Annotated in this window: 21 protein-coding genes, 1 tRNA gene and 1 pseudogene; 16 read left to right on the forward strand and 7 right to left on the reverse strand. The window is 44.0% G+C overall.

Annotation, left to right across the window (positions count from 1 at the left end; translation table 11 throughout):
• Positions 1-369 precede the first annotated feature (369 nt).
• The 8 genes from GJS45_RS05170 (at position 370) to GJS45_RS05200 (ending at position 7977) form a co-directional block, all read left to right on the forward strand.
• Positions 370-822: a hypothetical protein gene (locus tag GJS45_RS05170; RefSeq protein WP_162340379.1), complete on the forward strand. Its 453-nt coding sequence runs from the start codon at positions 370-372 to the stop codon at positions 820-822.
• An 84-nt stretch (positions 823-906) separates the two neighbouring features.
• Positions 907-2091 (forward strand): TolC family protein, encoded by a 1185-nt coding sequence (locus tag GJS45_RS05175; protein ID WP_162340380.1) that lies wholly within the window; start codon positions 907-909, stop codon positions 2089-2091.
• A gap of 21 nt (positions 2092-2112) precedes the next feature.
• A complete protein-coding gene (locus tag GJS45_RS05180) occupies positions 2113-2391 on the forward strand; it encodes a hypothetical protein (protein WP_162340381.1) in 279 nt (92 codons plus the stop codon).
• A 20-nt stretch (positions 2392-2411) separates the two neighbouring features.
• Positions 2412-3923, forward strand: a complete 1512-nt coding sequence (locus tag GJS45_RS05185) for an efflux RND transporter periplasmic adaptor subunit (protein WP_162340382.1) — start codon at positions 2412-2414, stop codon at positions 3921-3923.
• Between the two features lie 140 nt (positions 3924-4063).
• Positions 4064-4327 (forward strand): four helix bundle protein, encoded by a 264-nt coding sequence (locus GJS45_RS05190; protein ID WP_262887924.1) that lies wholly within the window; start codon positions 4064-4066, stop codon positions 4325-4327.
• A 54-nt stretch (positions 4328-4381) separates the two neighbouring features.
• The gene (locus GJS45_RS05195; RefSeq protein WP_162340383.1) at positions 4382-7462 is read left to right on the forward strand and encodes an efflux RND transporter permease subunit; all 3081 of its coding nucleotides are present in this window, start codon (positions 4382-4384) and stop codon (positions 7460-7462) included.
• Between the two features lie 130 nt (positions 7463-7592).
• On the forward strand, positions 7593-7724 hold the full coding sequence (locus GJS45_RS23925; RefSeq protein WP_262887929.1) for a transposase: 132 nt from the start codon (positions 7593-7595) through the stop codon (positions 7722-7724).
• Positions 7681-7977, forward strand: a complete 297-nt coding sequence (locus GJS45_RS05200; RefSeq protein WP_262887925.1) for a transposase — start codon at positions 7681-7683, stop codon at positions 7975-7977. Before GJS45_RS23925 ends, GJS45_RS05200 begins: the two co-directional genes overlap by 44 nt.
• Before the next feature lie 476 nt (positions 7978-8453).
• On the opposite strand, the gene GJS45_RS05205 is transcribed toward GJS45_RS05200, so the two are convergent.
• Positions 8454-8527 (reverse strand) — tRNA-Asp (locus tag GJS45_RS05205).
• Positions 8528-9441: 914 nt separating this feature from the next.
• Here GJS45_RS05205 and GJS45_RS05210 point away from each other — a divergent pair.
• The 4 genes and pseudogenes from GJS45_RS05210 to GJS45_RS24170 all read left to right on the forward strand — a co-directional run.
• Entirely contained in the window at positions 9442-10167 is a 726-nt protein-coding gene (locus GJS45_RS05210) for a VIT1/CCC1 transporter family protein (RefSeq protein WP_202928032.1), read from the forward strand.
• Positions 10168-10771: 604 nt separating this feature from the next.
• The gene (locus GJS45_RS05215; RefSeq protein WP_235954609.1) at positions 10772-13831 is read left to right on the forward strand and encodes a SusC/RagA family TonB-linked outer membrane protein; all 3060 of its coding nucleotides are present in this window, start codon (positions 10772-10774) and stop codon (positions 13829-13831) included.
• Between the two features lie 26 nt (positions 13832-13857).
• The gene (locus tag GJS45_RS05220) at positions 13858-15378 is read left to right on the forward strand and encodes a RagB/SusD family nutrient uptake outer membrane protein (RefSeq protein ID WP_162340385.1); all 1521 of its coding nucleotides are present in this window, start codon (positions 13858-13860) and stop codon (positions 15376-15378) included.
• Positions 15379-15557: 179 nt separating this feature from the next.
• Positions 15558-15683 (forward strand): annotated as a pseudogene (locus GJS45_RS24170) (IS982 family transposase); the annotation flags it as partial.
• 49 nt (positions 15684-15732) lie between these two features.
• Here GJS45_RS24170 and GJS45_RS05225 read toward each other — a convergent pair.
• The 5 genes from GJS45_RS05225 to GJS45_RS05245 form a co-directional block, all read right to left on the reverse strand.
• Positions 15733-16566: an alpha/beta hydrolase gene (locus GJS45_RS05225; RefSeq protein ID WP_162340386.1), complete on the reverse strand. Its 834-nt coding sequence runs from the start codon at positions 16564-16566 to the stop codon at positions 15733-15735.
• 61 nt (positions 16567-16627) lie between these two features.
• Positions 16628-17008, reverse strand: coding sequence for a hypothetical protein (locus GJS45_RS05230; protein WP_162340387.1), 381 nt, complete (start codon positions 17006-17008; stop codon positions 16628-16630).
• 25 nt (positions 17009-17033) lie between these two features.
• Positions 17034-18620 (reverse strand): phosphoenolpyruvate carboxykinase (ATP), encoded by a 1587-nt coding sequence (gene pckA / locus GJS45_RS05235; protein WP_162340388.1) that lies wholly within the window; start codon positions 18618-18620, stop codon positions 17034-17036.
• Positions 18621-18743: 123 nt separating this feature from the next.
• A complete protein-coding gene (locus GJS45_RS05240; RefSeq protein ID WP_162340389.1) occupies positions 18744-20006 on the reverse strand; it encodes an NAD(P)/FAD-dependent oxidoreductase in 1263 nt (420 codons plus the stop codon).
• 158 nt (positions 20007-20164) lie between these two features.
• Positions 20165-21010 (reverse strand): 1,4-dihydroxy-2-naphthoyl-CoA synthase, encoded by an 846-nt coding sequence (locus tag GJS45_RS05245; RefSeq protein ID WP_262887930.1) that lies wholly within the window; start codon positions 21008-21010, stop codon positions 20165-20167.
• Positions 21011-21115: 105 nt separating this feature from the next.
• On the opposite strand from GJS45_RS05245, the gene GJS45_RS05250 reads away from it, so the two are divergent.
• The 4 genes from GJS45_RS05250 (at position 21116) to GJS45_RS05265 (ending at position 23774) form a co-directional block, all read left to right on the forward strand.
• Positions 21116-22189 (forward strand): AMP-binding protein, encoded by a 1074-nt coding sequence (locus GJS45_RS05250; RefSeq protein ID WP_162340391.1) that lies wholly within the window; start codon positions 21116-21118, stop codon positions 22187-22189.
• Between the two features lie 50 nt (positions 22190-22239).
• Complete coding sequence (locus GJS45_RS05255) at positions 22240-22602, forward strand: DUF2141 domain-containing protein (protein ID WP_162340392.1); 363 nt, start codon at positions 22240-22242, stop codon at positions 22600-22602.
• A 2-nt stretch (positions 22603-22604) separates the two neighbouring features.
• The gene (locus tag GJS45_RS05260) at positions 22605-22781 is read left to right on the forward strand and encodes a hypothetical protein (protein ID WP_162340393.1); all 177 of its coding nucleotides are present in this window, start codon (positions 22605-22607) and stop codon (positions 22779-22781) included.
• A 153-nt stretch (positions 22782-22934) separates the two neighbouring features.
• Positions 22935-23774 carry a universal stress protein gene (locus GJS45_RS05265; RefSeq protein WP_162340394.1) on the forward strand — a complete coding sequence of 280 codons (840 nt, stop codon included), beginning with the start codon at positions 22935-22937 and terminating at the stop codon, positions 23772-23774.
• 59 nt (positions 23775-23833) lie between these two features.
• Here GJS45_RS05265 and GJS45_RS05270 read toward each other — a convergent pair whose 3' ends face one another.
• A complete protein-coding gene (locus tag GJS45_RS05270) occupies positions 23834-25561 on the reverse strand; it encodes a phospho-sugar mutase (protein ID WP_162340395.1) in 1728 nt (575 codons plus the stop codon).
• Positions 25562-25596 lie beyond the last annotated feature (35 nt).

Consider the following 25596-nt stretch of genomic DNA (forward strand, 5'->3'; position numbering starts at 1 on the left):
TCTGCTAAATAAATATTAAATACATGAACAATTGAGAGGTTTACAACTTGTCCCGCCAAAACGGCGGTGCACTGAGCCTGTCGAAGCGTTCAGTGGGAGGTTTTGGGGTGGGAATCCCCTTTGCCTGCTCAACTGGGGTATCGTGCTTTTCATCCTTTGTATTTTGTTTCCACATTGCCAATTGGTTAAAAGCTATATATTTATCTATCCGGGTATTTATCTTACACTCCGTGTCTGGCTTTGTTTGCGGTTGACCTTAGACTGAAAGCAATGTGTATGATTTATTAACTCTAAATTACTAATCGGTACTTAAAGAAGCGTAGTCTCTAATTATTAAAATTGCCAATAATTCGTTAACCTTGTAGGTTGATGAAGGTACTTGCTCAAATAAAGGCCTATTTTGTGATTGCCATCATGCTATTTGGTATGATGCACAATGCTTTTCCACATGTTCATCATGCACATGAGCTTGATGGGCATACGGAGCTGATTGGAGAATCGCATCATCACCATCATGATTCAGACCACCATCATCATTCAGATGAAGAGGAAAACGATCACGAGGAAAAGACCTTCTTAGAGTTTCTTTTTAACAATCATTCTCATACCAAACACACGCACCAATATACTCCTGCCCCTGTTGAGCATGTAAAAGCGGCAAAGCAGATTTTAGTTAAGTTTATTGGGGATAATGATTCATGGGGGGGTTCTGCAAAAAAAGCTGATATTGAATTACGCAGATATGTACTTTTCAATGAGGTTGGATTAGAAGATCCCAAACTAAATTCCAACCCACTTCGGGGCCCCCCATATTTAGGATAATCGTTTCTGGCACGTAATGTTGTCACGGACGGAGAGACGTAACTGTGTGCTCCGCATCATTAAGTTAATCCTAAATCAATTTACATGTATAAAACTATTGTGTTCGCTCTATGCGGATGCTTGTTGGCATTTGGGGGCTTTGCTCAATCACCATCCATAGATAGCATTCTAAAACAGGTCGAACAAAACAACCAGGAGTTGAAAGCACTGTCCGAATACGTGGAGGGCAAAAGGCTTGAGTTGAAGTCTGGCAATAATCTACCCGATCCCCAATTAGGAGCTTATTATCTTCCTTTTGGGGAGCATAATACGGGTGATTACACTGAGTTTCAGATTAGTCAATCTTTTGAGTTTCCAACTGTTTACAGTGCCCGTGGCAGCCTTATTGACCAACAATCGGCTCAGTTGGAATTGGACTACCAAGCAAAAAGGCAGGATATACTGGCAGAGGCCAAAAATCACTGTCTGAACCTTATCTACCTGAATAAACGACTGGATACCGAATCGCTTCGGGTGGAGCAAGCAAGGCAGGTTTTTGATCAGGTACAGGAGCTTTATGAAAAGGAACAGGTCGGTATCCTCGAACTGAATAAAGCTAAAGTGGCCTGGATGCAGGAGCAGTTCAGAATTCAACAGATTGACAGTGATGTAAGGAACACGCTTTTGCAGTTGGTCAACCTGAATGGTGGTAATGAACTAAGCTTCACGCAAAGTGAGTATAGTGCATCACTGTTTTTGGCTGCAAAGGATGCAGTATGGCAGGAAAAGCAGGTCCAAGACCCTGTATTGACTCAGTTGAATCAACAAAAGGCGATTGCTCAGCAGTCATTGAATCTGGCTAAAAACAAATCTTTCCCTAATCTGACTGCTGGCTATAATAGTCAGGGTGTCGCTGGTGAGCGGTTTTCCGGTATTTATGCTGGTGTCACCATTCCATTATGGAGTAACCGAAATAAAGTGAAAGCTGCTCAATCACAGTTGGATTTTCAGCAGTCCTTTAATTCATCAGAGAAACTTCAAGCCTATACATCTTTTGAGAAGCAATACAATGATTATGAAATGATGCTTTCCAAATTTAAGGAGTATGAGGCTACTCTTTCCGGCCTGAATAGTGATAAATTGTTGTTGCGAGCCTATCAGTTGGGTGAGCTTTCATTCATTGAATACTATATGGAGCTTCAATTTTACCGACAGGCTTATGATGCCATGCTGGACATGCAATACCAACTTTATATATCGCAAAATCAACTCTTGAAACATCAATTGTAAAACCTTTAAAACGTATCAAAAATGAAAATTTCAAATATTCTTATCGCATTAACTTTTGTATTCGCTGTTGCCTGTAAGGACAAGAAAGCCAATGATGAGCATGGACATTCTCATGACACAGAATCACCTGCACACCCGCATGATGAAGCTAGTGAAGATCACGGACACAGTCATGATGATGGTGAACATGGACATGAACATAATGAGCAAGAAGAGTTTACTGTTGGCAGTGACTCCACTGAAGTTGAGGGAGAAGGTACCCATACGCATGAGGATGGTAGTACTCATCACGATCATTAATCTTTAAAATAGAAGTTGATATGCGATATATAATAGTAACGCTTTCGTTGCTGGTGTTTTCATGCCAATCAACGGAAGATCATGGACATTCACATGACGAGGATGGCGGTCATTCGATTGCGAGTGAAGAAAAACCTGCTGTGGATTATACTGTTTGGACAGACCAAACTGAATTGTTCGTAGAGTTTCCTGCATTGGTAGTGGGTGAAACAAGTCGCTTTGCGGCTCACTTTACGGTGCTAAATGGGCATCAGCCTGTGAGAGAAGGAAGTGTGACTGTAAGTTTAATTAAAGGAGATAAAGGCATTCGCCATTCGGTGGATGCTCCTTCTTCTCCGGGAATTTTCGGACCATCACTGCAGCCCAAAGAAGCAGGGGTTTATCTGTTGGTTTTTGAATTGAAAACTCCTGCCTATTCGGATAGGATTACACTGAAAGACATTACCGTTTTTGCGACTGCAGAGGAAGCTGAGGTGGCTTTGGCTGGAGAGGAAGAAAACGGCAATGCCATTACCTTCCTAAAAGAGCAAGCCTGGAAGATGGAATTTCAAACTGCTCCTGTATTGAAAAAAGAAGTGTTTCAGATGATTCCAACATCGGGTGTTTGGAAAGTTGCTCCTTCCGATTATCAAACTTTAGTTGCTCCTGCAAGTGGGCGTGTGAGCTTTGGTTCAGGTGTATTGACGGAAGGAAGTGCTGTAAAAAAGGATCAGGTATTGATGACTATTAGTAGTGTAGGGCTGACTTCCAACAATCTGAGTTCGGAGATTCAGAAAGCCAATGCAGATTATGAGCAAGCCAAATCTGAATATGAGCGAAAGAAAGAGTTGTACGAATCGAAGATCGTACCCAAATCAGAATTTGAGCAGGTTGAGCAAAAGTATCTGGTAGCTAAAACCAACTACGAAACATTAAGTAGTGGTTACAGTGCAGGCGGCAAACAGATCACCGCACCAATGGATGGTTTCATTAAATCCATTCAGGCGGTGAATGGTGGCTTTGCTAACCAAGGAGATGCTTTGCTGACAGTGACAAGTCATAAGAGTAGCTTGCTGGAAGTACAGGTTAGTCCAAAATACAGTGCCGAGCTTCAAAACATCCAGAACATTTGGTACCAACCCAAGCAAGGAACATGGTCGAGCCTGAATGAAAAAGGAGGTAAAATCTTGTCTGTAGGTAAAGAGGTGGAAGCCAATCAACCGTTGATATCTGTTTATGCCGAAGTAAATGAAGGTGTGGAAATGCCGGAAGGCAGTTACACAGAAGCACAACTGGCTGTAGGTAGTGGTACAGAGCGCCTGGTTGTTCCTACTGCTTGTTTGATGGAGGATTACGGCAACTACTCGGTAATTGTCCAACTGTCCGGTGAAAGCTTTGAACGCCGGAATGTAACACTTGGCAAAAGGAACGGAAGCGAAGTAGAAATAATCAAGGGTTTGTCCATTGGAGAAATGGTTGTCCCCAAAGGGTCTTATCAGGTAAAAATGGCTTCCATGTCTGGTCAGGCACCTGCACATGGGCATGCTCACTGATTTGAATGTTGAATTGTGAATGATGAATGTTGAACTGTGAATTTTTAATGGTTTAGTTATGAAAGAGAATGTGATTTTAAATAAGTCGTTTGATTTCGCTTTGGAGATTATTCGAATTTATAAGGAGATGAAAAATCAAAATGAATTCGTCTTATCAAAACAATTACATAAGGAGCGGTACTAGTATAGGCGCAAATGTGGAAGAAGCTACCGCAGCCTTCAGTAAAAAAGACTTTGCAGCCAAAATGTCGATCTCCTCAAAAGAAGCGAGGGAGACAAAATACTGGTTAAGACTGATTCAGCATAGTCAAATTGTAGATATCGAGGTGTCAGATGTACTTAAAAGAACGGAAAAGCTAATTAGAATTCTTACTGCAATCGTTAAGTCAGCTCAAGGAAAATAAAGGCAGTCATGCATTTGATTCAACATTCAACACTAAACATTCAACATTCAGAAAATGCTTAACAGAATATTACAAATATCACTTCAAAACCGACTTTTCGTTTTATTGGCAGCCGTCTTGCTAACTGCATCTGGCATTTTTGTTTTTCGCAACATGAACGTGGATGTATTTCCTGACCTCACGGCTCCTACGGTGACCATTTTGACGGAAGCTCATGGCATGGAATCCGAGGAGGTAGAAAAGCTGGTGACCTACCAATTGGAGACGGCCATGAACGGTTCGCCCAATGTGCGAAGAATCCGCTCATCATCTGCTGCTGGAATTTCCATTGTTTGGGTAGAATTTGAATGGGGTACGGATATATACAGAGCAAGGCAAATTGTAAGTGAACGCATCCCGATGGTGCGTGAGAATCTGCCTTCTGGAGTAGGCTCGCCTACTATGGCTCCCATTTCTTCCATCATGGGTGAAGTGATGTTGTTGGGTGTTCGGTCGGATAGTTTGTCTCCGATGGAATTGCGAACGTTGGCTGATTGGACGATTCGGCCAAGGATTAAATCCATTGGTGGTATTGCCAATGTGATTGTGATTGGGGGAGATTACAAGCAGTATCAGATCTTAGCTAATCCCGAGAAGCTGAAATATTATGATGTGAGCCTTGGCGAACTACTGGAAATGGTACAGGAAAGCAATGTGAATGCTTCTGGTGGTTTTCTGAATGAATACGGCAATCAATACATCATTAAAGGAAGTGGAAGAGCGTATTCCGTAGCGCATCTGGAAGAAGCGGTGCTGAAGCATGTCAATGGTCAATCCATCAAGATTAAGGACGTTGCAACGGTACAAATTGGTGCTGCCGACAAGATCGGTGATGGGTCGCTAAATGCTGCTCCTGCAGTTATTTTGACGATCTCTAAGCAGCCGGATGTCAATACACTGGAATTGACCGAAAGACTGGATGAAGCGATTGCTGACTTGAATACTACTTTACCCGAAAGTGTGGAAATCAAAAGCCACATTTTCCGTCAGGCAAATTTCATAGAAGCTTCTATTGATAACCTGAATCAAACCCTACTTGAAGGTGCCTTCTTTGTATTGATCGTATTGTTTGTTTTTCTGATGAACTGGCGAACAACTGTCATTTCATTGGTAGCTATTCCGGTTTCGTTGCTGGTTTCTATTATTGTATTAAAGCTCTTGGGATATACCATCAATACCATGAGTTTAGGCGGTATGGCCATTGCCATTGGTGCGTTGGTAGATGATGCCATTATTGATGTGGAGAATGTTTTCAAGCGATTGCGAGAAAACATTCGCAAACCAAAGGCTGAACAATTGCCCGTTCTTACGGTGGTAAAAGATGCTTCGGTGGAAATCCGAAGCTCGATTATCATTGCTACGCTCATCATCATTGTTTCGTTTGTGCCTTTGTTTTTTCTGAGTGGCATGGAAGGTCGATTACTGAAACCGCTTGGAATTGCCTTTATTACTTCGGTTTTGACTTCCCTGATTGTTGCGGTGACAGTGACCCCTGTGCTGTGTTCCTATTTGCTAAAAAGCGAAAAGGTACTTAGCAAGCAAGCTGGAGGAACGAAGGTGGAACGCTGGCTGCAAGTTCGATATGCAGGAACATTGGAAAGGGTGTTGAAATTTCCCAAGACAGTAATTGGCTTGACCGTTGGAGCATTTATTATCAGTTTGATTCTATGGACGCAATTAGGTCGTAGTTTTTTGCCTGAGTTCAATGAAGGTTCATTGGTAATCAGTGCTGTAGGTGTGCCTGGTATGTCCTTGGAAGAGAGCAATAAAAACGGTAAACTGATCGAACAGCTACTTTTAGAAATGCCTGAGGTAGAAGTAGTCACTCGCAGAACCGGACGTGCCGAACTGGATGAACATGCACAGGGCGTGAATGCGGCTGAAATAGATGTACCCTTTTCCCTTGATGGAAAATCCAAAGAGCAATTCTTTGAAGAAGTGAGGACTAAACTCAGTGTGGTTCCTGGTGTGAATATCACTTTGGGTCAACCTATTGCTCACCGTATTGATCACATGCTTTCGGGCACACGTGCCAATATTGCCATTAAAATATTTGGGGACGACCTGCAGCAACTGTTTGAGTTGGGCAAAGGTGTGGAAACCAATATCAAGTCTATTGAAGGGATTGCAGATGTGGCAGTAGATCAACAGGTAGAAGTGCCGCAAATCCGTATCACTCCCAAACGACAGATGTTGGCCGCTTATGGGATTACCGTTGGTGATTTGATGGAGCAGGTGGATGTGGCCTTTTCCGGAGAAAAGGCAGGAGAAATCTACGAAGGGCAACAGTATTTTGACCTGATAGTCCGCTTTCAAAAAGAGTCGAGAAATAGTATGGAAGCCCTACAGTCAGCTCTGATCGCTTTGCCGAATGGAGGTGAAATCACTTTAGATCAATTGGCAGTAGTAAGCTCTGTTAGTTCTCCTAATACCATTTCACGAGAGAATGTAAAGCGAAAGATTGTGGTAGCAGCCAATGTAAAAGGCCGTGATTTGCGTGGGGTAGTCAATGAAATTCAACAAATTATTGGGTCGAATATTGACTTACCCGAGGGCTATCGAGTGGAGTATGGCGGTCAATTTGAAAGTGAAGCGAAAGCTTCTCAATTGCTGCTCATTACTGCGGTTCTGGCTATTCTCATCATTTTCCTTTTGCTCTACTATGAGTTTCAGGATGCCAAGCTTTCTTTCATTGTCTTGATCAACCTGCCATTAGCGCTGATTGGTGGGATTTTGATTGTGTACTTCACTTCCGGTATCATCAGCATCGCGGCTACCATTGGTTTTATCAGTTTGTTTGGTATTGCTACCCGAAATGGTATTCTCTTGGTCTCTCGTTATGAAGATTTGAGGAATGAAGGAATGCAAGGTTTTGAATTGCTTAAAACAGGAGCATTGGACAGGTTAAACCCGATTCTCATGACTGCTTTCACTACTGGGCTTGCCTTGATTCCGCTTGCATTGAAAGGAGGCGAACCGGGCAATGAAATTCAAAGTCCAATGGCGGTTGTGATTTTGGGTGGTTTGCTTTCTGCAACTTTGCTTAATCTGGTGGTGATTCCGTGTGTGTATGAGCTGGTGACGAATCGTAAGTAATTTGAACGTTTAAAAGTCAAGTATTTGTTAGGGAGTTTCGGAAGGTTGCATTTTAGTTAGGAAGCCTAGTGTCCCTAAGCTAGGGGTACACCTAACACATAAACAACTCCTGGCCAGGAGCCGTTGTCTGCTGTTCAAAAACAAGAGCAAATGGACTCCCTCGCAAATCTGGAAAGCCGAGTTGCTTTTCCGTTATTACCCTTCATTAAAGCAGGCTTATGCCCTGGCCCAAGGCCTGGGACATATCTATTCACACTATTAAAGACAAAGGAGTAGCCTATATGAAGCTAGCCAAATGGTATTATAAGATCGAAAAGGCCGGGTTCAAAAGCTTCAACACCGTTTCCAGGTCCGTCCAGCAACACTACCAGACTATTCTCAACTATTTTGAAAAAAGGAGCACCAATGCTTCAGCTGAGTCCTTTAATGCTAAAATCAAAGCTTTTAGAAGTCAATTCAGAGGGGTAAGAAATGTAGCTTTCTTCTTATATCGACTATCTAAAATCTATGCTTGAATTACCAATCTCATGAAATCGAGCATGATGGAGGCGACACACAGAGGGATGATTATAAAGCATGCGAGATTCCATATGGCCGCTTAAAGACAATTATAAACATATGAAATATTGCTTGATCCACAATCTATCCAGCTGAGATTGGTTTAGGAAAGGGTTTAAACCAAAAAAGCCCGGTAAACCCCAGGCTTTTAAGCGGAATGGACAGCCTGTCCCGTATTTACGGGAGGACTCGAACCCGCGACCTTCCCGACGCGTCGGGACAATCTACCCAGCTGAAATTGGTTTAGGAAAGGGTTTAAACCAAAAAAGCCCGGGAAACCCCAGGCTTTTAAGCGGAATGGACAGCCTGTCCCGTATTTACGGGAGGACTCGAACCCGCGACCTTCCCGACGCGTCGGGACAATCTACCCAGCTGAAATTGGTTTAGGAAAGGGTTTAAACCAAAAAAGCCCGGGAAACCCCAGGCTTTTAAGCGGAATGGACGGGACTCGAACCCGCGACCTCCTGCGTGACAGGCAGGCATTCTAACCAGCTGAACTACCACTCCAATATTTTTACTTTATAATTCGAACCAGCGACCTTCCCGACGAGTCGGGACATTCTAACCAGCTGAACTATATCAATCTTTCACGAAATCGTATGAGCAGCCTTTAGTCCCGATGCTAATCGGGATGAACTACCACTCCAATATTTTTACTTTATAATTCGAACCCGCAACCTTCCCGACGAGTCGGGACATTCTAACCAGCTGAACTATATCAATTTTTTACGAAATCACCTGAGCAGCCTCTAGTCCCGATGCTAATTGGGATGAACTACCACTCCAATATTTTTATCTTCTAATCCGAACCCGCGACCTTCCCGACGAGTCGGGACATTCTAACCAGCTGAACTTTACCAATCTTTTACGAACTCGTCTGAGCAGCCTTTAGTCCCGATGCTAATCGGGATGAACTACCACTCCAATATTTTTATCTTCTAATCCGAACCAGCGACCTTCCCGACGAGTCGGGACATGCTAACCAGCTGAATTACATCATTCTATTACGAAATCATTCGAGCAGCCTTTAGTACCTATGTCAATCAGTATGGGCCACCATTTCTATATTATTTCAATGAACAAGTACAATATTTTTTCTTGTTTCAATTTTTCTTCTCTTTTGAAGTGATGCAAAGGTAGGAGAATGTTTTTTTTCACACAAGAGCAGGAAGAAAAAAAAATCCAGGATAGTTTTATTGGTTTCATTCTCAATGAGATTGATTTAAGTAATGGTCTAAAATCTACTCCTTAAATTTTGAATGGATTGAAAAAAAATGCCTATTGAATACCGGTACCAAGCCGTTTGAACTTAATTGTGAACCTTCAATACCCAGTTTTGGGTTTGGAAATCTTCATAAATTAAAGTTTATAGTTACCTTTCTAATTGTTACTTGCTGTTTTGGTAAATCATCCGGATGAAAATGAAAGAATCAGAATTACACCAGGAAATACCTTTTTTTAAGAACCTACAGGAATATTTGCGAGAATTTGTCTACGGCGGAATTGACGGTGCCGTCACTACCTTTGCAGTGGTAGCGGGTGCCGTCGGGGCCAACCTGGACCCCATGGTTATCATTATTCTTGGGTTCGCCAACCTGTTTGCGGATGGACTTTCCATGTCCATTGGAGCCTATCTATCTTCCAAGTCTGAAAAGGAAAACTATGATAAACACAAAAATATAGAATACTGGGAGGTGGATAATTTACCCAAAAAGGAGCGGGAGGAAATCGAAGAAATCTACCAGGAAAAAGGTTTTGAGGGTGAATTGCTTCAGAAGGTGGTGGATGTCATCGTCTCTGATAGGGATCGATGGGTTAATGAAATGATGAAAGACGAACTCAACATGATGGAAGAAACCAAAAGTCCGTTTAAAATTGGCTTGGCTACGTTGATTTCGTTTATTTTGATCGGATTTATTCCCCTAACCGTATACGTGTGGGATTATTTTTTTACCACCGCCTTCAACGTGTTTTTCTGGACTTGCCTACTCACCGGAATGGCCTTTTTATTTGTAGGTGCCCTGAAAAGTTGGGTAAACCAAACGGGACTTTTTAGAAGTGTTATCGAAACACTTGCATTGGGGTTCGTGGCGGCTTTGGTAGCCTATTATGTGGGGGATTTACTGGAAGCATTTCTTCTAAAATAAAAAAAGGAGCCGATGGTTCTCAAAGACTCCTGGTATGGGTTTATAGTAACTGACTACAGCTATATTATCTGGCAAATTGCCCTACTGAGTAAGTATTAAAATACTAATAATTCTTTAAACTTAACAAATTCAAACCGAAGGACAAGGGGTAAGCGTACTTATCTGTAGTAAAAAAGTGAAAAAGATATTTTATTTTGATAATTGACTGATGACAGAATAAAAATTTACTTTTCAGGTGTGCAAAACCTCTTTTTAAGTGTAATTTATACAATTAAAAAGAATCTTTTGGCTTACCATTGATTGCTTATTGATCTCTTTTAGAATAGGTAAATGCCTTATTCGGCTTATGAAATAACGGTTGCTATTATTTCGCTCGTACTATTCCTCAGGAAAATATTGCACGTTTTATAGTTACTATGTGCTAACAACATTTATTCAGCAAATCCTTTGGTATTTCCCTTTAAAATGATTAAAATAAATTTGAAATTTCTCTGAACTGCTGCAAATAGTTGGCTTTGTTTAAGTCATTCTGAAGAAAGCGACCATTGGTGGACCTTTTAGTGAAGTTTATTAACAAATACCATTAAACCTAAAATAGAAACCTATGAAAAACCTAGTCAAATTGGAGTGGAAGAGGATGCCGTTTTGGTCTCTTTCAGCCAAAGTAGGGACGATTGTAATGTTGTGTTTTATCAGCAACACCCTAATTGCCCAGCAACGTACGGTCACTGGGACCGTCACCTCTGCTGATACGGGAGAAACCCTTCCGGGAGTGAACATTCTCGTTAAAGGAAGCTCGGTAGGAACGGCTACCGATATTGACGGAAATTACAGCATTCAGGTGCCCTCGGCCGATGCGGTATTATCGTTTTCTTTTATCGGGTTTGAAGTGAAAGAGGTTCGCGTTGGAAATAATAGCACCATTGATACGGCATTGGAGCCGGAAATGTCTGCGCTCTCTGAAGTCGTGGTGGTGGGTTATGGTACTCAGGAGAGGGCCAAAGTTACCGGTGCGATTTCTTCTGTGAGTAGTGAACAGATTCGTGCGCTTCCGGTTCCTAACCTGGCTTCAGCCATTCAGGGCAGGGCCGCAGGTGTAAGTGTAACGAATGCCGGTGCTCCGGGAACCAGCCCCATCGTTCGAGTAAGAGGAATAGGTACCGTAGGCAACAACGACCCTCTTTATGTCATCGATGGTGTACCGGCAGGAGGTTTGAACCAGATAAATCCCGCCGATATCGAATCGATCGAAGTGCTTAAAGACGCGTCCGCTGCAGCCATTTATGGGTCCAGAGCTGCCAATGGAGTCGTCCTGGTGACGACAAAGAAGGGAGCGCAGGGAGCACCAAAAGTGTCCGTAGATTCCTATTTCGGAACGCAAACTGCCTGGAAGCAACTGGATTTGCTCAACAGAGAGCAGTACCTTGATTTTGGAAGTGATTTGCTGCTCAATGGAGGAGAGCCCATCCCGCAGCGGTTCGGCGATCTTGGAGAATTTGCCAATGTGGACACCGACTGGCAATCCGAAATGTTCCGATCGGCTCCCATTCAGGATCACAACGTGGCCATCAGAGGAGGAACAGAAAGCGTGCTGTACAATGTTTCTGTCGGGTACTTTAAACAAGAAGGAATCATGCGGGGAACGGGCTTTGAAAGGGTGTCTTTCAGAAGCAATACCGACTTTAAAATCAATGACCGGATCAGTATCGGTCAGACGCTTACCCTCGCCTACTCCGATCGGGACAATGAACCCTTTTCAGGAGGGAGGAGTCAAATAGAACATATCGTCAAACAAGTACCGTACATACCGGTTCGTGATGCCAGCCGCTTGGGCGGGTTTCGCTCCCCGGACCGGGTAGATGGATCAGATCCTGAAAATCCCGTTCTAAATGCCGAATTGAGGACCAACAGACAACAGGATTTTAAAATTTTAGGAACGGGATACATCGATGTGGATATTTACGATGGACTATCCTACAAATTTTTGGTGGGGCTGGATATCGGCCTGGGAACCCAGGATCAATATACCCCCAGATTTGATGCAGGGGATTTTAATTTTCAGCCTTTTGCATCCATTCAGCAAAACCGGTCCACTTTCGTTTCGCCGCTGATAAGTAACCAGCTTTCTTACAATAAGACTTTTGGAGATCATACCATAGATGCGCTAGCCGTATTGGAGCAGCAAACCTTTAAGCAGACCGGGCTTCAGGGATTAGGACAAAACGAGTTGACCAATGATGTTCGGGTCTTGCAGGGGGTGCAAAATCAAACCACCAGCAGTAACGAGACGGAATATGCATTGATCAGCTACGTAGGACGGATAAATTATGATTATGCCCAAAAATACCTGATCAGTGCTTCGGTGCGAAGAGATGGTGGATCCAGATTTGGTCCGGCAAATAAATGGGGAACGTTTCCGTCCCTTTCATTGGGCTGGAGAATAAGTGAAGAGACGTTTATGCAGGCCGTTCCAGCGATAAGCGATCTGAAATTGAGAGCGAGTTATGGAGAAACGGGTAATGACCGCATCGGTGATTATGTATATCAGGGAACCATCAATAGTAACTTCTTTTATAATTTTAATGGTGCCCTTCAGGGAGGAAGTGCTATCTCCTCATTGGCCAATGCCGATTTGAGATGGGAGACTACCATTATGCGAAATATTGGTTTGGATCTGGGACTGTTTAATGATCGGTTCAGCCTTTCCGCTGAATGGTTTGACAACACAACAGAAGGAATGATCCTGGGCGTACCCATTCCTCCATCCCTTGGCTACGACGGTGCGCCGGTGGCAAATGTAGGGAATGTATCCAACAAAGGGCTTGAATTTACGGCTGGTTATCGGAAGTATTCCGGAGCATTTCAATTTTCTCTGGATGGGAATATTGGGTTTGTCAATAATGAATTAACCTCTCTGGGAACAGGTAACACTATCTTTGGACCCGGATTTCAGGGAGATCAAATGACGTTCACTGAAGAAGGAGAACCGATTGCCTATTTTTACGGCTGGCAGACGGATGGCATTTTTCAGGAAGGAGACGATACCAGTATGCAGTCCAATGCTTCTCCCGGCGATATCCGATTCGTAGATGTCAATGGAGACGGAACCATTTCCGATGCGGATAGAACCTTTCTGGGCCATTACTTACCTGACTTTACCTATGGACTAAATGCTTCCGCAAACTATAAAAATTTCGATTTGAACATCTTCATGCAGGGAGTTCAGGGAAATGAAATATTCAATCTGCTGCGTTTCCATACGGAAGGAATGACCCGGTTATTTAATGCAGGAACGCAGGTATTGGACCGATGGACTCCGGAAATGCCAAATACCGATATTCCCCGGGCGGTTTCGGGAGATCCCAACCGAAATGCACGTGCCAGCTCCAGATGGATAGAGGATGGATCTTATTTCAGAATCAAAAACCTGTCGCTGGGATACACCATTCCCGCCGGAGCATTGGAGTCCTTTAGCAGAGGCTCGATATCATCCATTAGGGTATACCTATCAAGCCAGAATTTACTTACGCTGACCGATTATTCGGGGTATGACCCCGAAATAGCCGTTCGGACCGGGGTCGATTCCACCTTGGGAACCGGTATTGATTACGGTCAGTTCCCAGCTGCGCGCACCCTTATGGCAGGATTACAACTTACCTTTTAAAAATCCGGAAGAAAAGATACAAACCTATGAAAACGAAATATATAAGTATGATAATGATGCTCTTTGTAGGAATCGTTTCCTGCGATGAGGATAAATTGGATCCGGTAAATCCCAATCAATTGGGTATCGAAACCTTTTACCGAACAGGTCCTCAGTTAGAGGCTGCGGTTAATTCAGTATACGCTGGTCTTCAGGCTAATAATTTATACAATCGGGAATATTTTTTCCTTCAGGACCTGCTGTCTGATGATTGCGATACGGGCGGTCCCCAACTGGAAGCACCCCGGGCACAGGTACTTAACCACGTTTTTGATGCATCTAACCCGGTAATTACGGCTAACTGGAGGGGATGGTTTCGAGTGGTACACCGGGCCAATCTAGTGTTGGAAAATGCCGAGAATACGGTTGAAGAAATAACGGAGGACCTGAGGAGCAGAATCCTCGGAGAAGCGTATTTTCTCCGTGCCTTGGCTAATTTTGAACTGGTCAGTTTATGGGGCCCTGTCCCCTTGATGACTTCTTCAGCTTCTTCACCAGATGGACTGTCAAGGGCTTCTGAAGAAGAAATATATCAGGTTATCTTTGCGGATCTGCAGGAGGCAGTTAATCGACTTCCGCTGAAAAGCCAGTATTCAGGAGAGAATTTGGGGAGAGCTACCAAAGGTGCCGCCCAAGCATTGGCTGCCAAGGCCCATCTTTTTCGTGGTGATTTCCCAGCGGCGAGGCCATTTCTGGAAGCGGTCATTAACTCAGGAGAATATGAATTGGTTGATCGCTATTTAGATAATTTCGAAGCGGAGACTGAAAATAATTCCGAATCTGTTTGGGAAGTGCAATTTTCCGAAGAATTCGGAAATGCCGGTGGTTGGAATGCCGACGGAAGTGATATTGCCGAAGTGACGTTCCGTGGGCAGGAGTACGGTCCCACCGCCTGGAGAAACGTTATCCCTTCTATCAGCCTGGTAGAAGCTTATGAAACGGTAGAAAACGGGGCAGAGAAAGACGATCCCAGAGGGGAATATACCTTTTATAGAATTGGAGATACCTACAATAATGGTCAGAGCGTATTGACGGAAGACAAAGTTCAGGGTTCCACAGACCGACCCAGCTGGAAGAAATACCAGGCCATCTACAAAAGGGAAAATGAAGATACCAACTCGGGGATTAACTTTCGGGTAATCCGCTATGCAGATGTGCTTTTGATGATGGCAGAGGTGGAAAACGAAACCTCCGGACCTGCGGCAGCCTTGCCCTACATCAATCAGGTGAGAGCCAGAGCAGACGTGGACATGCCTCCTTATCCCACCGCTCAGTTTCCAACTGGATCCCAGGAAGAAATGCGGTTGGCCATCATGCATGAAAGAAGGGTAGAGCTAGCAGGTGAGCAGGTTAGAAATCGGGATATCCGAAGATGGAGAAGGCAAGGCGTGTTGCCCTATGAACCAATCCCTGATTTTCAATCCAGAAATGACGTTCTGCCGATTCCATTGGTAGAAATTGATAACAACTCTGCCCTGTCTAACTCTGATCAGAACTCCGGTTATTGATTGGGCTTTATGCCAACTAAATGGTAAAGCCGCTGCAGATTTGTAGCGGCTTTTTTATGGGGTATTTTTTCCCTTTAGTTTAATCACATTATAGTAAGGTCACCTATCACTTCCCAAGAAACAAGCTCTTATTCGAATCCGAAGCCTTTAGGTCTTCAATAATAATAACCCCCGGGTTTCGCCGGGGGTTATTTGGAAACTTCATCACAAATTTGATATCTGGCTTGATTGCCTGTCCATTTTTTCCGAAAAAGCCCGGAATCAGGTACAAAGCCGTTCAAACGAACCAAATTGTCCTAAATTAAAACCGAACTCAGTTAACGGAGTTATCCGTTTTCAGAAATACGAATAGCATTAGTTTGCCATAGGCATAAGACCTGTTTTTTGTAGAAATGCCTCGGTCTCTTCAAGGGTTTGAAGGTAGATTTCTTTGTTGCGCACATTAAAAAACCCATGCCCTTCACCCTCATAAAGGATCAATTCGCAATAGCTCCCCACTTTTTTCATGACCATGGTATAATATTGAGCGGTGACTACAGGGATCAAATGATCGTTGGTTCCGAGAAAAAAGAGGGTGGGCGGGGCTCCTTCAGACAGGTTATGAAGGGGGGAAAAATCTTGGTATTGCGCGCCAATTCTTTCGTACCCGTATCCACCAGGTCCGTTATCAATAACCGGGTTGAAAAGCACCAGTGCTGCCGGTTGGGTACTGATTTCGGAATGTTCTTTTCCGTTAAATCCGGAAATCAGCGCCGTGGCTGCCGCCAAATGACCTCCCGCAGATCCTCCGGATGCAATTATTTTACTGCTGTCGATAGCCAGTCGTTCCGCATGTAGTTTGAGGTACCGGATCGCTGATTTGGCATCTTCCAGGGCATCAAAGGGGCTGGTTTGTTGCCTGCCGCGAACCCGGTAGTCCACCAGCACGGTGATCAGCCCTTTCTGAACGAAATGTTCGGCATGGGGCCGGAATTGTTCGATGCTACCCTGATTCCAACCTCCTCCGAAAAAGAAAACCATGGCTGGTTTGGGCGAATCGTTGCCGTCCGGAGAATAGATTTCGAGGGCTAAACTATCCTTGCCAGCGACCTTATACACTTCCCGTAGGGAAGTTTGGGCAGGCGCAAAATACACCATTGCCGGACCGATCAACAAGGGGAATAAAAGGAAGAAGGTTTTTCTGTTCATGTGAGGATGGTGTTATATGATGTTCCCTGGGCTTTTATTATAGAAATTGGGGAATTATTGGTTAAAATCCAACTTTGTATTTCAGAATTATTGGATCTTCTTTGTCTGTTAACGTTTCAATACTTTTGAGGAGTTTTTCTTCGTATTTCCCAAAATAGCTGATGTTCAACGCTCTTTGCCAATCTTCCTGCTGCATTACCTGGTAAAAATAGCCATCTTTGGAATAACTTTTATTGCGGATTCCCGATAGTGCTTTTGTGATTTTTTTCTTACGAGTATCCCTTTGGATGAATACATCATAGAAAGGAAATGTGGAAAGGTCCTCGAGATTGAAATGGGGACTTTTTTCAATCCCGTAAGCCAATAATTTTAGTACCCCCTGGCTGATGTCAATGTGACCAGTATTGAAAGCGTAGTTTTGAGAAAGCAGTATTTTTTCCATAAATGCCTCTCCATTCAGTTCAAAATCATCTGGAATAATGGGGGCCTGCTTTCAAAATTTCCGGACTTACCTGTGATTCGAATTGTTTGAAATTTTCCACAAATAGGTTTACCAACTTGGATTTCGTCTTATCAAATTTACTTTTATCCTCCCAGGTGTTTTCAGGTACCAGTATTTCAGCAGGGACTCCAGGGCAGGACAGGGGTATGTTCAGTCCAAACTCTTTTTCTTTGTGTATGGCTACGTCATTAAAATCACCATGGTGAATGGCATCCAGGATGGCGCGGGTGTATTTGAGTTTGATTCGGGCACCCAGGCCGTAATCGCCCCCACTCCAGCCTGTATTTACCAACCAGGCATTCACCTTTTGCGTTTTCATTTTCTGGGCCAGGAGTTCGGCGTAGGTATTGGGATGCCACATCATAAAAGCGGCACCAAAGCAGGCACTAAAGGTGGCTTGTGGCTCTTTGACTCCCATCTCTGTACCCGCCACCTTTGCCGTATAACCGGAGATAAAGTGGTAACTGGCCTGTTCGGGGCTGAGTTTGCTCACTGGCGGCAGCACCCCAAAGGCATCGCAGGTAAGGAATATAATGTTTTTAGGATGCCCGGCCATGCATGGAATCTGGGTATTGGCAATAAAATCAATGGGATAGGATGCCCGGGTATTTTGGGTAATAGAGGTGTCGCTGTAATCTACTTCGCGGGTGAGTGGATCGAAAACCACGTTTTCCAAAACAGTACCGTAACGAATGGCAGCGAAAATATCCGGTTCGTTTTCAGCACTCAGATCAATTGCCTTCGCATAGCAGCCACCTTCGATGTTAAAAACCCCTTCCTGATGCCAGCAGTGTTCATCATCCCCGATAAGTTTTCTTTTGGGGTCTGCACTCAGGGTGGTTTTGCCGGTACCGGATAATCCAAACAGCAGGGACACATCGTCTTGTTCTCCCACATTAGCTGAGCAGTGCATGGGTAAAACCTCCTGCATGGGCATGAGGTAGTTCATAATGGAGAAAATTCCTTTTTTCATTTCCCCGGCATACTCTGTTCCCAGAATGACGACTTCCTTTCTTTCCAGACTAATTCCGATGCTGGTTTTGGAGGTCATATTGGTAGTAAAGTGGTTGGCAGGGAAACTACCAGCATTAAAGATGGTATAATCCGGTTCTCCGAAGGTTTTTAATTCCGCTTCGGTAGGCATGATGAGCATGTTTTGCATAAACAAGGCATGGTAAGCCCTGGTGCAGATGATTCGGATTTTTAACCGGTATTTCGGATCCCAGCCGGCAAAGGCATCGACTACATAAAGATGATCCCGGGTATTGAAGTAATCAATGGCCCTTTCTCTATTTACCAGAAAAGTATGCTCGTCCATTTCAAAATTCACAGGACCCCAATCAATGTTTTTTTCGGAGGCAGGCTGCCGTACAATGCGTTTATCTTTTGGACTTCGGCCTGTTTTCTTGCCTGAGTAAACCATCAAAGCACCCTTATTAGAAATGGCGGACCCTTTTTCCAGACGCAATGCCGATTCGTATAGAATCGCACGTTCGCTATTTCTAAAAGTCTCGGTTAATTCTATACCGTAGGTCCTTAAATCAAAATCCATAAATTGTTTTGGTTTCTTTTTATTTAAAGTCGAAAATACAAATTGATCCATGAATTTTCAAAATTTGCTTCAAATAAAAAACCTGATGAGCATCAGGTTTTTTTAAAAACGTGACCGTTTTTGTTACATTTTTCCTCGGAGCATCTGATTCCAATAGAGGTAGGGCAGCCCGTATTTTTTGAGCAGCCACATCGGATAGAGCTCTTTGCTAGTATCAAATATCTTGCTTAATAGCGGGTCGCTGTCACGGACATTGTCGTATTTAAATTCGGCCAACACCATTTTTCCATAGCCCGTAACCAGCGGACAACTGGAATAACCCTCGTAGAGCTGCTCACCGATCTTATTGTGTTTGATCAATTGAATCAGGTTATTGGCTACGACTGGAGCTTGTTTTCGGATGGCCGCTCCGGTTTTGGCCGTAGGTAATGCAGCCACATCTCCCAGAGCAAAAATTTCCGGGTAGTCCAGGTGTTGCAAGGTATTAATATCTACTTTTACCCAACCCTTGGAGGGGCCTTCCTGGTGGGCTATTCGGGATTCCTGGATAAATTTGGGTGCTTCTTGTGGAGGAGCCAGGTGCAACATGTCGTAGGGCATGACGATTTCTGTTTCGCCCACAATTTCCTCATTGATGCTGCTATCTTCGGTGCCGACACAACTATTAATACCGGACTGTGAATACTTGAAATGGACTTTTTTATTTTTGGAATCGATTTTTACAGGCGTATAAAACGGTTTGAAGAAGATATCTCGCTCCTGTATGATTTTGTTTAGGGTGTCGGCAAAATCCTTCACCCCAAAAATCACCGTCCCGGGTGTGGCAAAGATGACGTTGGACTTTTTACGAAGTCCTTGCTTCCTCAGGTAATCCTCGGCCAGGTACATGATTTTTTGAGGGGCTCCTCCGCATTTGATGGGAGTGGCAGGCTGTGTGAATACAGCATTGCCTCCCTTGAAATTTCGCAGAACCTCCCAGGTATATTCCGGATCTACGTAATTGGAACAAACACCATCTTTTCCCAGGCTTTCTCTTAATCCTTCTATTCCATCCAGGTTCATGACCAGTCCGGGAGCGACCACCAGGTAATCGTAGGTGAACTGCCCGGAGGATTTGGTACCGACCGTTTTTTTCTCGGGATCAATCGATGTGGCGGCATCCTTTATCCAATCAACTCCTTCAGGAATGTACTCCGCTTCCTCCCGGATGGTCTTCTGCATATCAAAAGTGCCAGCACCTACCAAGGTCCAGGCAGGTTGGTAATAATGCTTGTCGGAGGGTTCGACGATTGCGATCTGTAGGTCCTTCTCTGCTCTTTTTAGCCGGGCAGCCACCATGATTCCTGCCGTACCTCCGCCTACAATTAAAATTTTATATTTCTTCATCAGTCTTTTTTGGTTAATTGTTGTCCCAAAAAACGAATAAATAGCGAATTATAATGTAATAAAGATCACAGAGGAATAAAGTAGCTGTAGCCGTCCTCACTGGAAACATTTACCGTCAAGCTATTAATTAGAGTAACTAGACCCATTTAAAACCGATACTAGGGGATCCATTTGATATGCTTGAAGTTGGGTTTTCTTTTTTCGAGGAAAGCGTCGCGCCCTTCTTTGGCTTCCTCTGTCATATAGGCCAGGCGGGTAGCCTCGCCCGCAAAAACCTGTTGGCCCACCATGCCATCGTCGGTGAGGTTAAATGCGAATTTCAACATTTTGATAGAGGTAGGAGATTTTGCCAGAATTTCCTGAGCCCATTCATAGGCCGTTTCCTCCAATGCTTCATGGGGAATGACCGCATTGACCATACCCATCTCATAGGCTTCCTGAGCGGTGTAGCTTCTACCCAAAAAGAAGATTTCCCGAGCTCTTTTCTGTCCCACCATTTTGGCCAGGTAGGCAGAGCCATATCCGCCGTCAAAACTGGTCACGTCTGCATCGGTTTGCTTAAAAAGGGCATGTTCTTTACTAGCCAGGGTAAGGTCACATATCACGTGCAAACTGTGGCCTCCTCCTACAGCCCAGCCAGGTACCACTGCTATTACGACCTTTGGCATAAACCGGATTAAGCGCTGTACTTCCAGAATATTTAGTCGGTGCATCCCGTCTTCGCCAACATATCCCTGTTTTCCCCGTGCCTTTTGATCCCCGCCACTACAGAAGGAATACACGCCGTCTTTGGGGGAAGGGCCTTCTGCAGATAGTAAAATCACGCCAATGCTGGTGTCTTCCCGGGCATCAAGAAAGGCATCATAAAGATCACTGGTCGTTTGAGGGCGAAACGCATTTCGTACTTCTGGCCGGTTAAATGCTATTCGGGCTACTCCTTCACATTTTCTATACGTAATGTCCTTGTATTCTTTTACAGTGGTCCAATGAGTCATTTTGAAGATGTTTTTTGTCTGCAAGATAACAGCCAATTGTCACATTTCAGAAAGAATTCCAGGTAGATTCTCGACCATGGGTGGATTTTTTAGTTATTTTACAAAAAAGCACTGATGATCATTTTTGGAAACAAAACCTATACTCCCGAGGAGATCAAGGCTGGCAAAAAAGGTAAGTTGGAACCTGAGTTTGTGACTGCTTTTGAATTTTGCCGGCAATGGCTGAATGGAACGCCCTGCTTTGATCTGCAAACTTCGGGATCCACAGGTGACCCAAAAACGGTACGGGTACACCGCAACCAAATGCTGGCAAGCGCTCAAGCTACCAGACGTTTTTTTGGTCTAAAAAAAGGGAGCCGAATGCTTTGCTGCCTGGATACAGGCAAAATTGCCGGAAAAATGATGTTGATTCGGGCATTGGAGTGGGAAGGCATACTAGTGGTTGTTCACCCAAAACAAAACCCTCTTGAAAATTTACTGGATTACCATTTTGATTTTGCTGCGATGGTCCCCCTGCAGGCGGAAGCCTGCTACGATCTTGCGGATAGCCGAAAAGCCCTAAATCAGATCGAGGTGTTGCTCGTTGGGGGAGCTCCGGTAAGTCCCGTACTTAGAGAAAAAATGAGGCAAATAAAGGGTAGGGTGTACCAAACCTACGGAATGACGGAGACGGTTTCGCATGTTGCCCTGGCGGATATGAAAGCCGATGGACCATTGGAATACCGGGCGCTTCCACAGGTAACGTTGAAGGTGGATAAGGAACAGAAGCTTGGTATTCAATCTCCCATGAGTGGCGAAGGCTGGCTTTTTACCAATGACCTGGTGGAAATGACATCTAGTCGCACCTTTATATGGAAGGGGAGGGCTGATTTTGTCATTAACTCCGGAGGAATAAAATTGTATCCGGAGTCGATTTTAGAGAAAATTAGCCCCCTGATTCAGGAGGTTTTTCCTAACAGAAATTCATTTCTTACCGGAATAGAGGATCCAAAACTCGGGCAGGCACTTACCCTGGTCATCGAAGGGGACGAGAATACTGAAAGCGCAAACCACCTGTTGAAAGCAGCAAAACGGCTATTACCCAGCTATCAAGACCCAAAATCCATCCTTTTTATACCCCACTTTTTGTTTACTTCTACTGGAAAAATAGATCAATTACGTACCTTAGCATTATGGGACAGGGATTGATTTGTTTGATTTTTGCATTCGGCATTCTAATGAATGGTGAAGGAAAAAAAATGGCGCTTCAAATCACAGTCCTTATCCCAGGCGAAACAGACGGATTGGTTCAGTTATTGGTTTTTGACTCCCCTTCCGGATTTCCGGATCGGCCATCCAAGGCCATTCGATCCACGTCAGAACGGATAAAATCTGGGAGGGCGGTATTTCGTTTTGAAGGGTTAAAGGAAGGTTTTTATGCCTTATCTGCCTTTCATGATACCGACGAAGACGGCAGGATGAGAAAATCACTTTTTGGCATTCCCCAAGATGCCTATGGCTTTTCCAATGATGCGCGCAAACCGTTTTCTGCGCCGACCTTCAAAGACGCTTCTTTTTACCTTCCGAAGACAGGAACTACGGTTGAATTTTCCCTTAAATGATTATGAATAAGTCCCTTCAAATTTCAGTTGCTTCTATTGGTCTGTTGGCAGCCCTCCTGTACATGCTTCATTTTTTCGGTGTGATTCATCACCCCTATATCCCTGCTATTAGTGGAGGCACCGTCATCGCTTCGTATTTGTTTGGCGTGTATGCCAGAAAGAAGCAGGAAAAGGAATAGAAAAGGGATGACAGGTCAGGAGCTAAAAATTGCTGCTGGAATCCTCTTTTATGACGTTTATCATATTCTTCATTGATCGAAGTAAGGAATAATACCCTTTCTGTTTCCTAACTTTAAACCATCAATCAATGCAAACCCTTCAACGAAACGGATATGAAAAAGCTATTGGTCCCCACAGATTTCTCGGCTTATGCCGACGCGGCCCTTGAGTTTGCCACACAACTGGCTAAAAAGCACGAAGCTGAAATTTTACTTCTGAATGTAGTTCTGACACCCGTAAACTGGACAAAATTGACCAAAGAGCAGGAAGCACTCTATCCGGATACGATGGAAGTTATCCATAAGGCAAAAAACGAATTGGCCGCTAGAGTGGCTAATGTGGAACAAGCGGGCGTAAAGATTAGCAAATCAATCCATTTTAGCGATGGAAAAGAACGGCTTATTCCGTTTTTGTCCTCCGAAAAAATCGACCTGGTAGTGATGGGTTCGCATGGTAAGTATGGTTTCAAAGCACATGTTTTGGGTTCCAATACCTACACTGTCCTGAGGAAGGCAGGCATACCGGTTTTTGTCGTAAAACCTGCTGAAGCCCCCTTTAGGTTTAAAAAGGTGGTATTGGCAACTGATTTCAAGGAAGCTTCAGGAAAGGCCTTCCAGACACTTGGAGATGCCATTCGTTTTATGGGGGCTACTCCCGAGGTATTATTTGTAAATACACCGGCCAATTTTATGGAAGATGCTCAAATAAAGCAATTAGGGGAAGAATTTTTAAAAAAATTCGCTTACTATTCCCATGATATTCATATCTATAGTGCATACAATGTAGAACGAGGAATCATACAGTTTGCACAGGCTGCAGAGGTAGATGCCGTGGCGGTGATTACTCATGGGAAAACAGATTTGCAGCAGTTGTTTTCACCTTCGGTAACCGAAAATCTAGTTACCTATTTGGATAAGCCTGTACTCAGCTTAAATGTAACAGCACTAGAATAATGAAAAGAGCCCCGTAAATTTTTAGGGGCTCTTTTCACAAGGGAACAGAATCGACTCGATTAGCCAAAAAACTGCTTTAGCGATTCAATTTTTTTGTCCAAAGAGGCTTCTGTAGCCCGGTAGGCTTCCCGGTTGGGCAGTTTTTCGTTTACAGAAATATAGTATTTAATTTTTGGTTCTGTACCGGAAGGACGTGCGGAAATTTTGCTTCCATCTTCCAGGAAAAACTGTATGACATTTGATTTTTCGAGGCCCAGCGGATGTTCCTTACCCGCTTTCATGTCATAGATTTTACTTTCCTGGACATCGACTATTTTAGCTACTTTGAGGCCATTAATGGAGGTAGGTTTGTTGGTTCGAAAGCCTTTCATCAATTCCTGAATTTGCTCCGCACCATCTTTCCCTTTTTTGGTAATGGAGATCAGAGATTCTTTATAGAAACCATATTTGACGTAAATCTCGGCCAAAACATCGATCAGACTCATTCCTTTTTGCCGGTAATAGGCCACGATTTCTGCCACCATGGCGCAGGCAGAGACACCATCTTTATCCCGAACAAAATCTCCAATCAGGAAACCATAACTCTCTTCGCCTCCCGCGATGAATTCTTTTTTCCCCTCGTTGGCCAGAATAATAGCCGCGATGTTTTTAAACCCGGTTAACACATCGTAGTAATCTACGTCAAAATCCCTGCTAATGACACCCAGTAAATCCGTGGTAACAATGGTACTTACGGTAAATTGCTTACCGGTAAGCCGGCCTTGTTCCCGATAAAGGTTCAGAAGATAATAGATGATAATGGCTCCGGTTTGGTTACCATTTAATAATTCAAATTCACCTTTTTCGTTGGGTATGACAGCGGCATACCGGTCACCATCCGGGTCACAAGCCAGCACCAATTCGGCTTTTACCTCCCTGGCCAGTTGGATGGACAGATCCAGTGCTTCCGCCTCTTCCGGATTCGGGTATTTTACGGTTGGAAAGGTGCCATCCGGTTCAATTTGTTCTTTGACTACATGTATGTTTTCAAAGCCAAATACCTTTAGTGCTGCCGGGACCATCTTGCCGGAAGCGCCGTGTATTGGGGAAAAGACAATGGTCATGTCTTTTTCAACAATGTTATTTTGAGGGGATAAACTGAGTTTCTTTACTTCATTCAGGTAAATTAAATCAAAATCCTCTTCGATATATTCTATGAGCTGGTCATTTTTGTCCCAGTTGACATCGTCTATGGATTTTATTTTCAGGACCTCGGTAATGATGTTCTTATCATGGGGAGCCACTACCTGTCCCCCGTCATCCCAGTACACTTTGTACCCATTGTATTCTTTAGGATTATGGGATGCGGTGACCATCACCCCACTTTTGCAGCCATAGTGTCGAATGGCGAAGGAAAGCATGGGGGTGGGGCGCATATCCCGGAAATAGCGTACGCCTATTCCATTTGCCGTGAGCACATTGGCTGTCGTTTCGGCAAACAACGTGTTATTGATGCGGGAATCATGGGTAATGGCAACCCGGATCTCCTCACTAGGAAAGTTATTTTTAAGGTAATTGGCCAATCCCTGTGTCGCCATTCCGATGGTATACACGTTTATGCGATTGGATCCAATGCCCATTACTCCTCTCAATCCTCCCGTGCCGAATTCCAAGTCCCGGTAAAAAGAATCAATCAACTCGGTAGGATCATCCGAATCGAGCAATGTTTGTATTTCTGCTTTACTCTGGGCATCCAGATTGCTATTAAGCCAGGATTGGGCCTTGCTGATGATGGCTGCATCTGTCATGGGTAAAAAAAGTTTTTTTGGTTTATAATTGAATG

It is taken from the genome of Cyclobacterium salsum (assembly GCF_010119245.1).
In the GTDB taxonomy this organism is placed as follows: Bacteria; Bacteroidota; Bacteroidia; order Cytophagales; family Cyclobacteriaceae; genus Cyclobacterium; species Cyclobacterium salsum.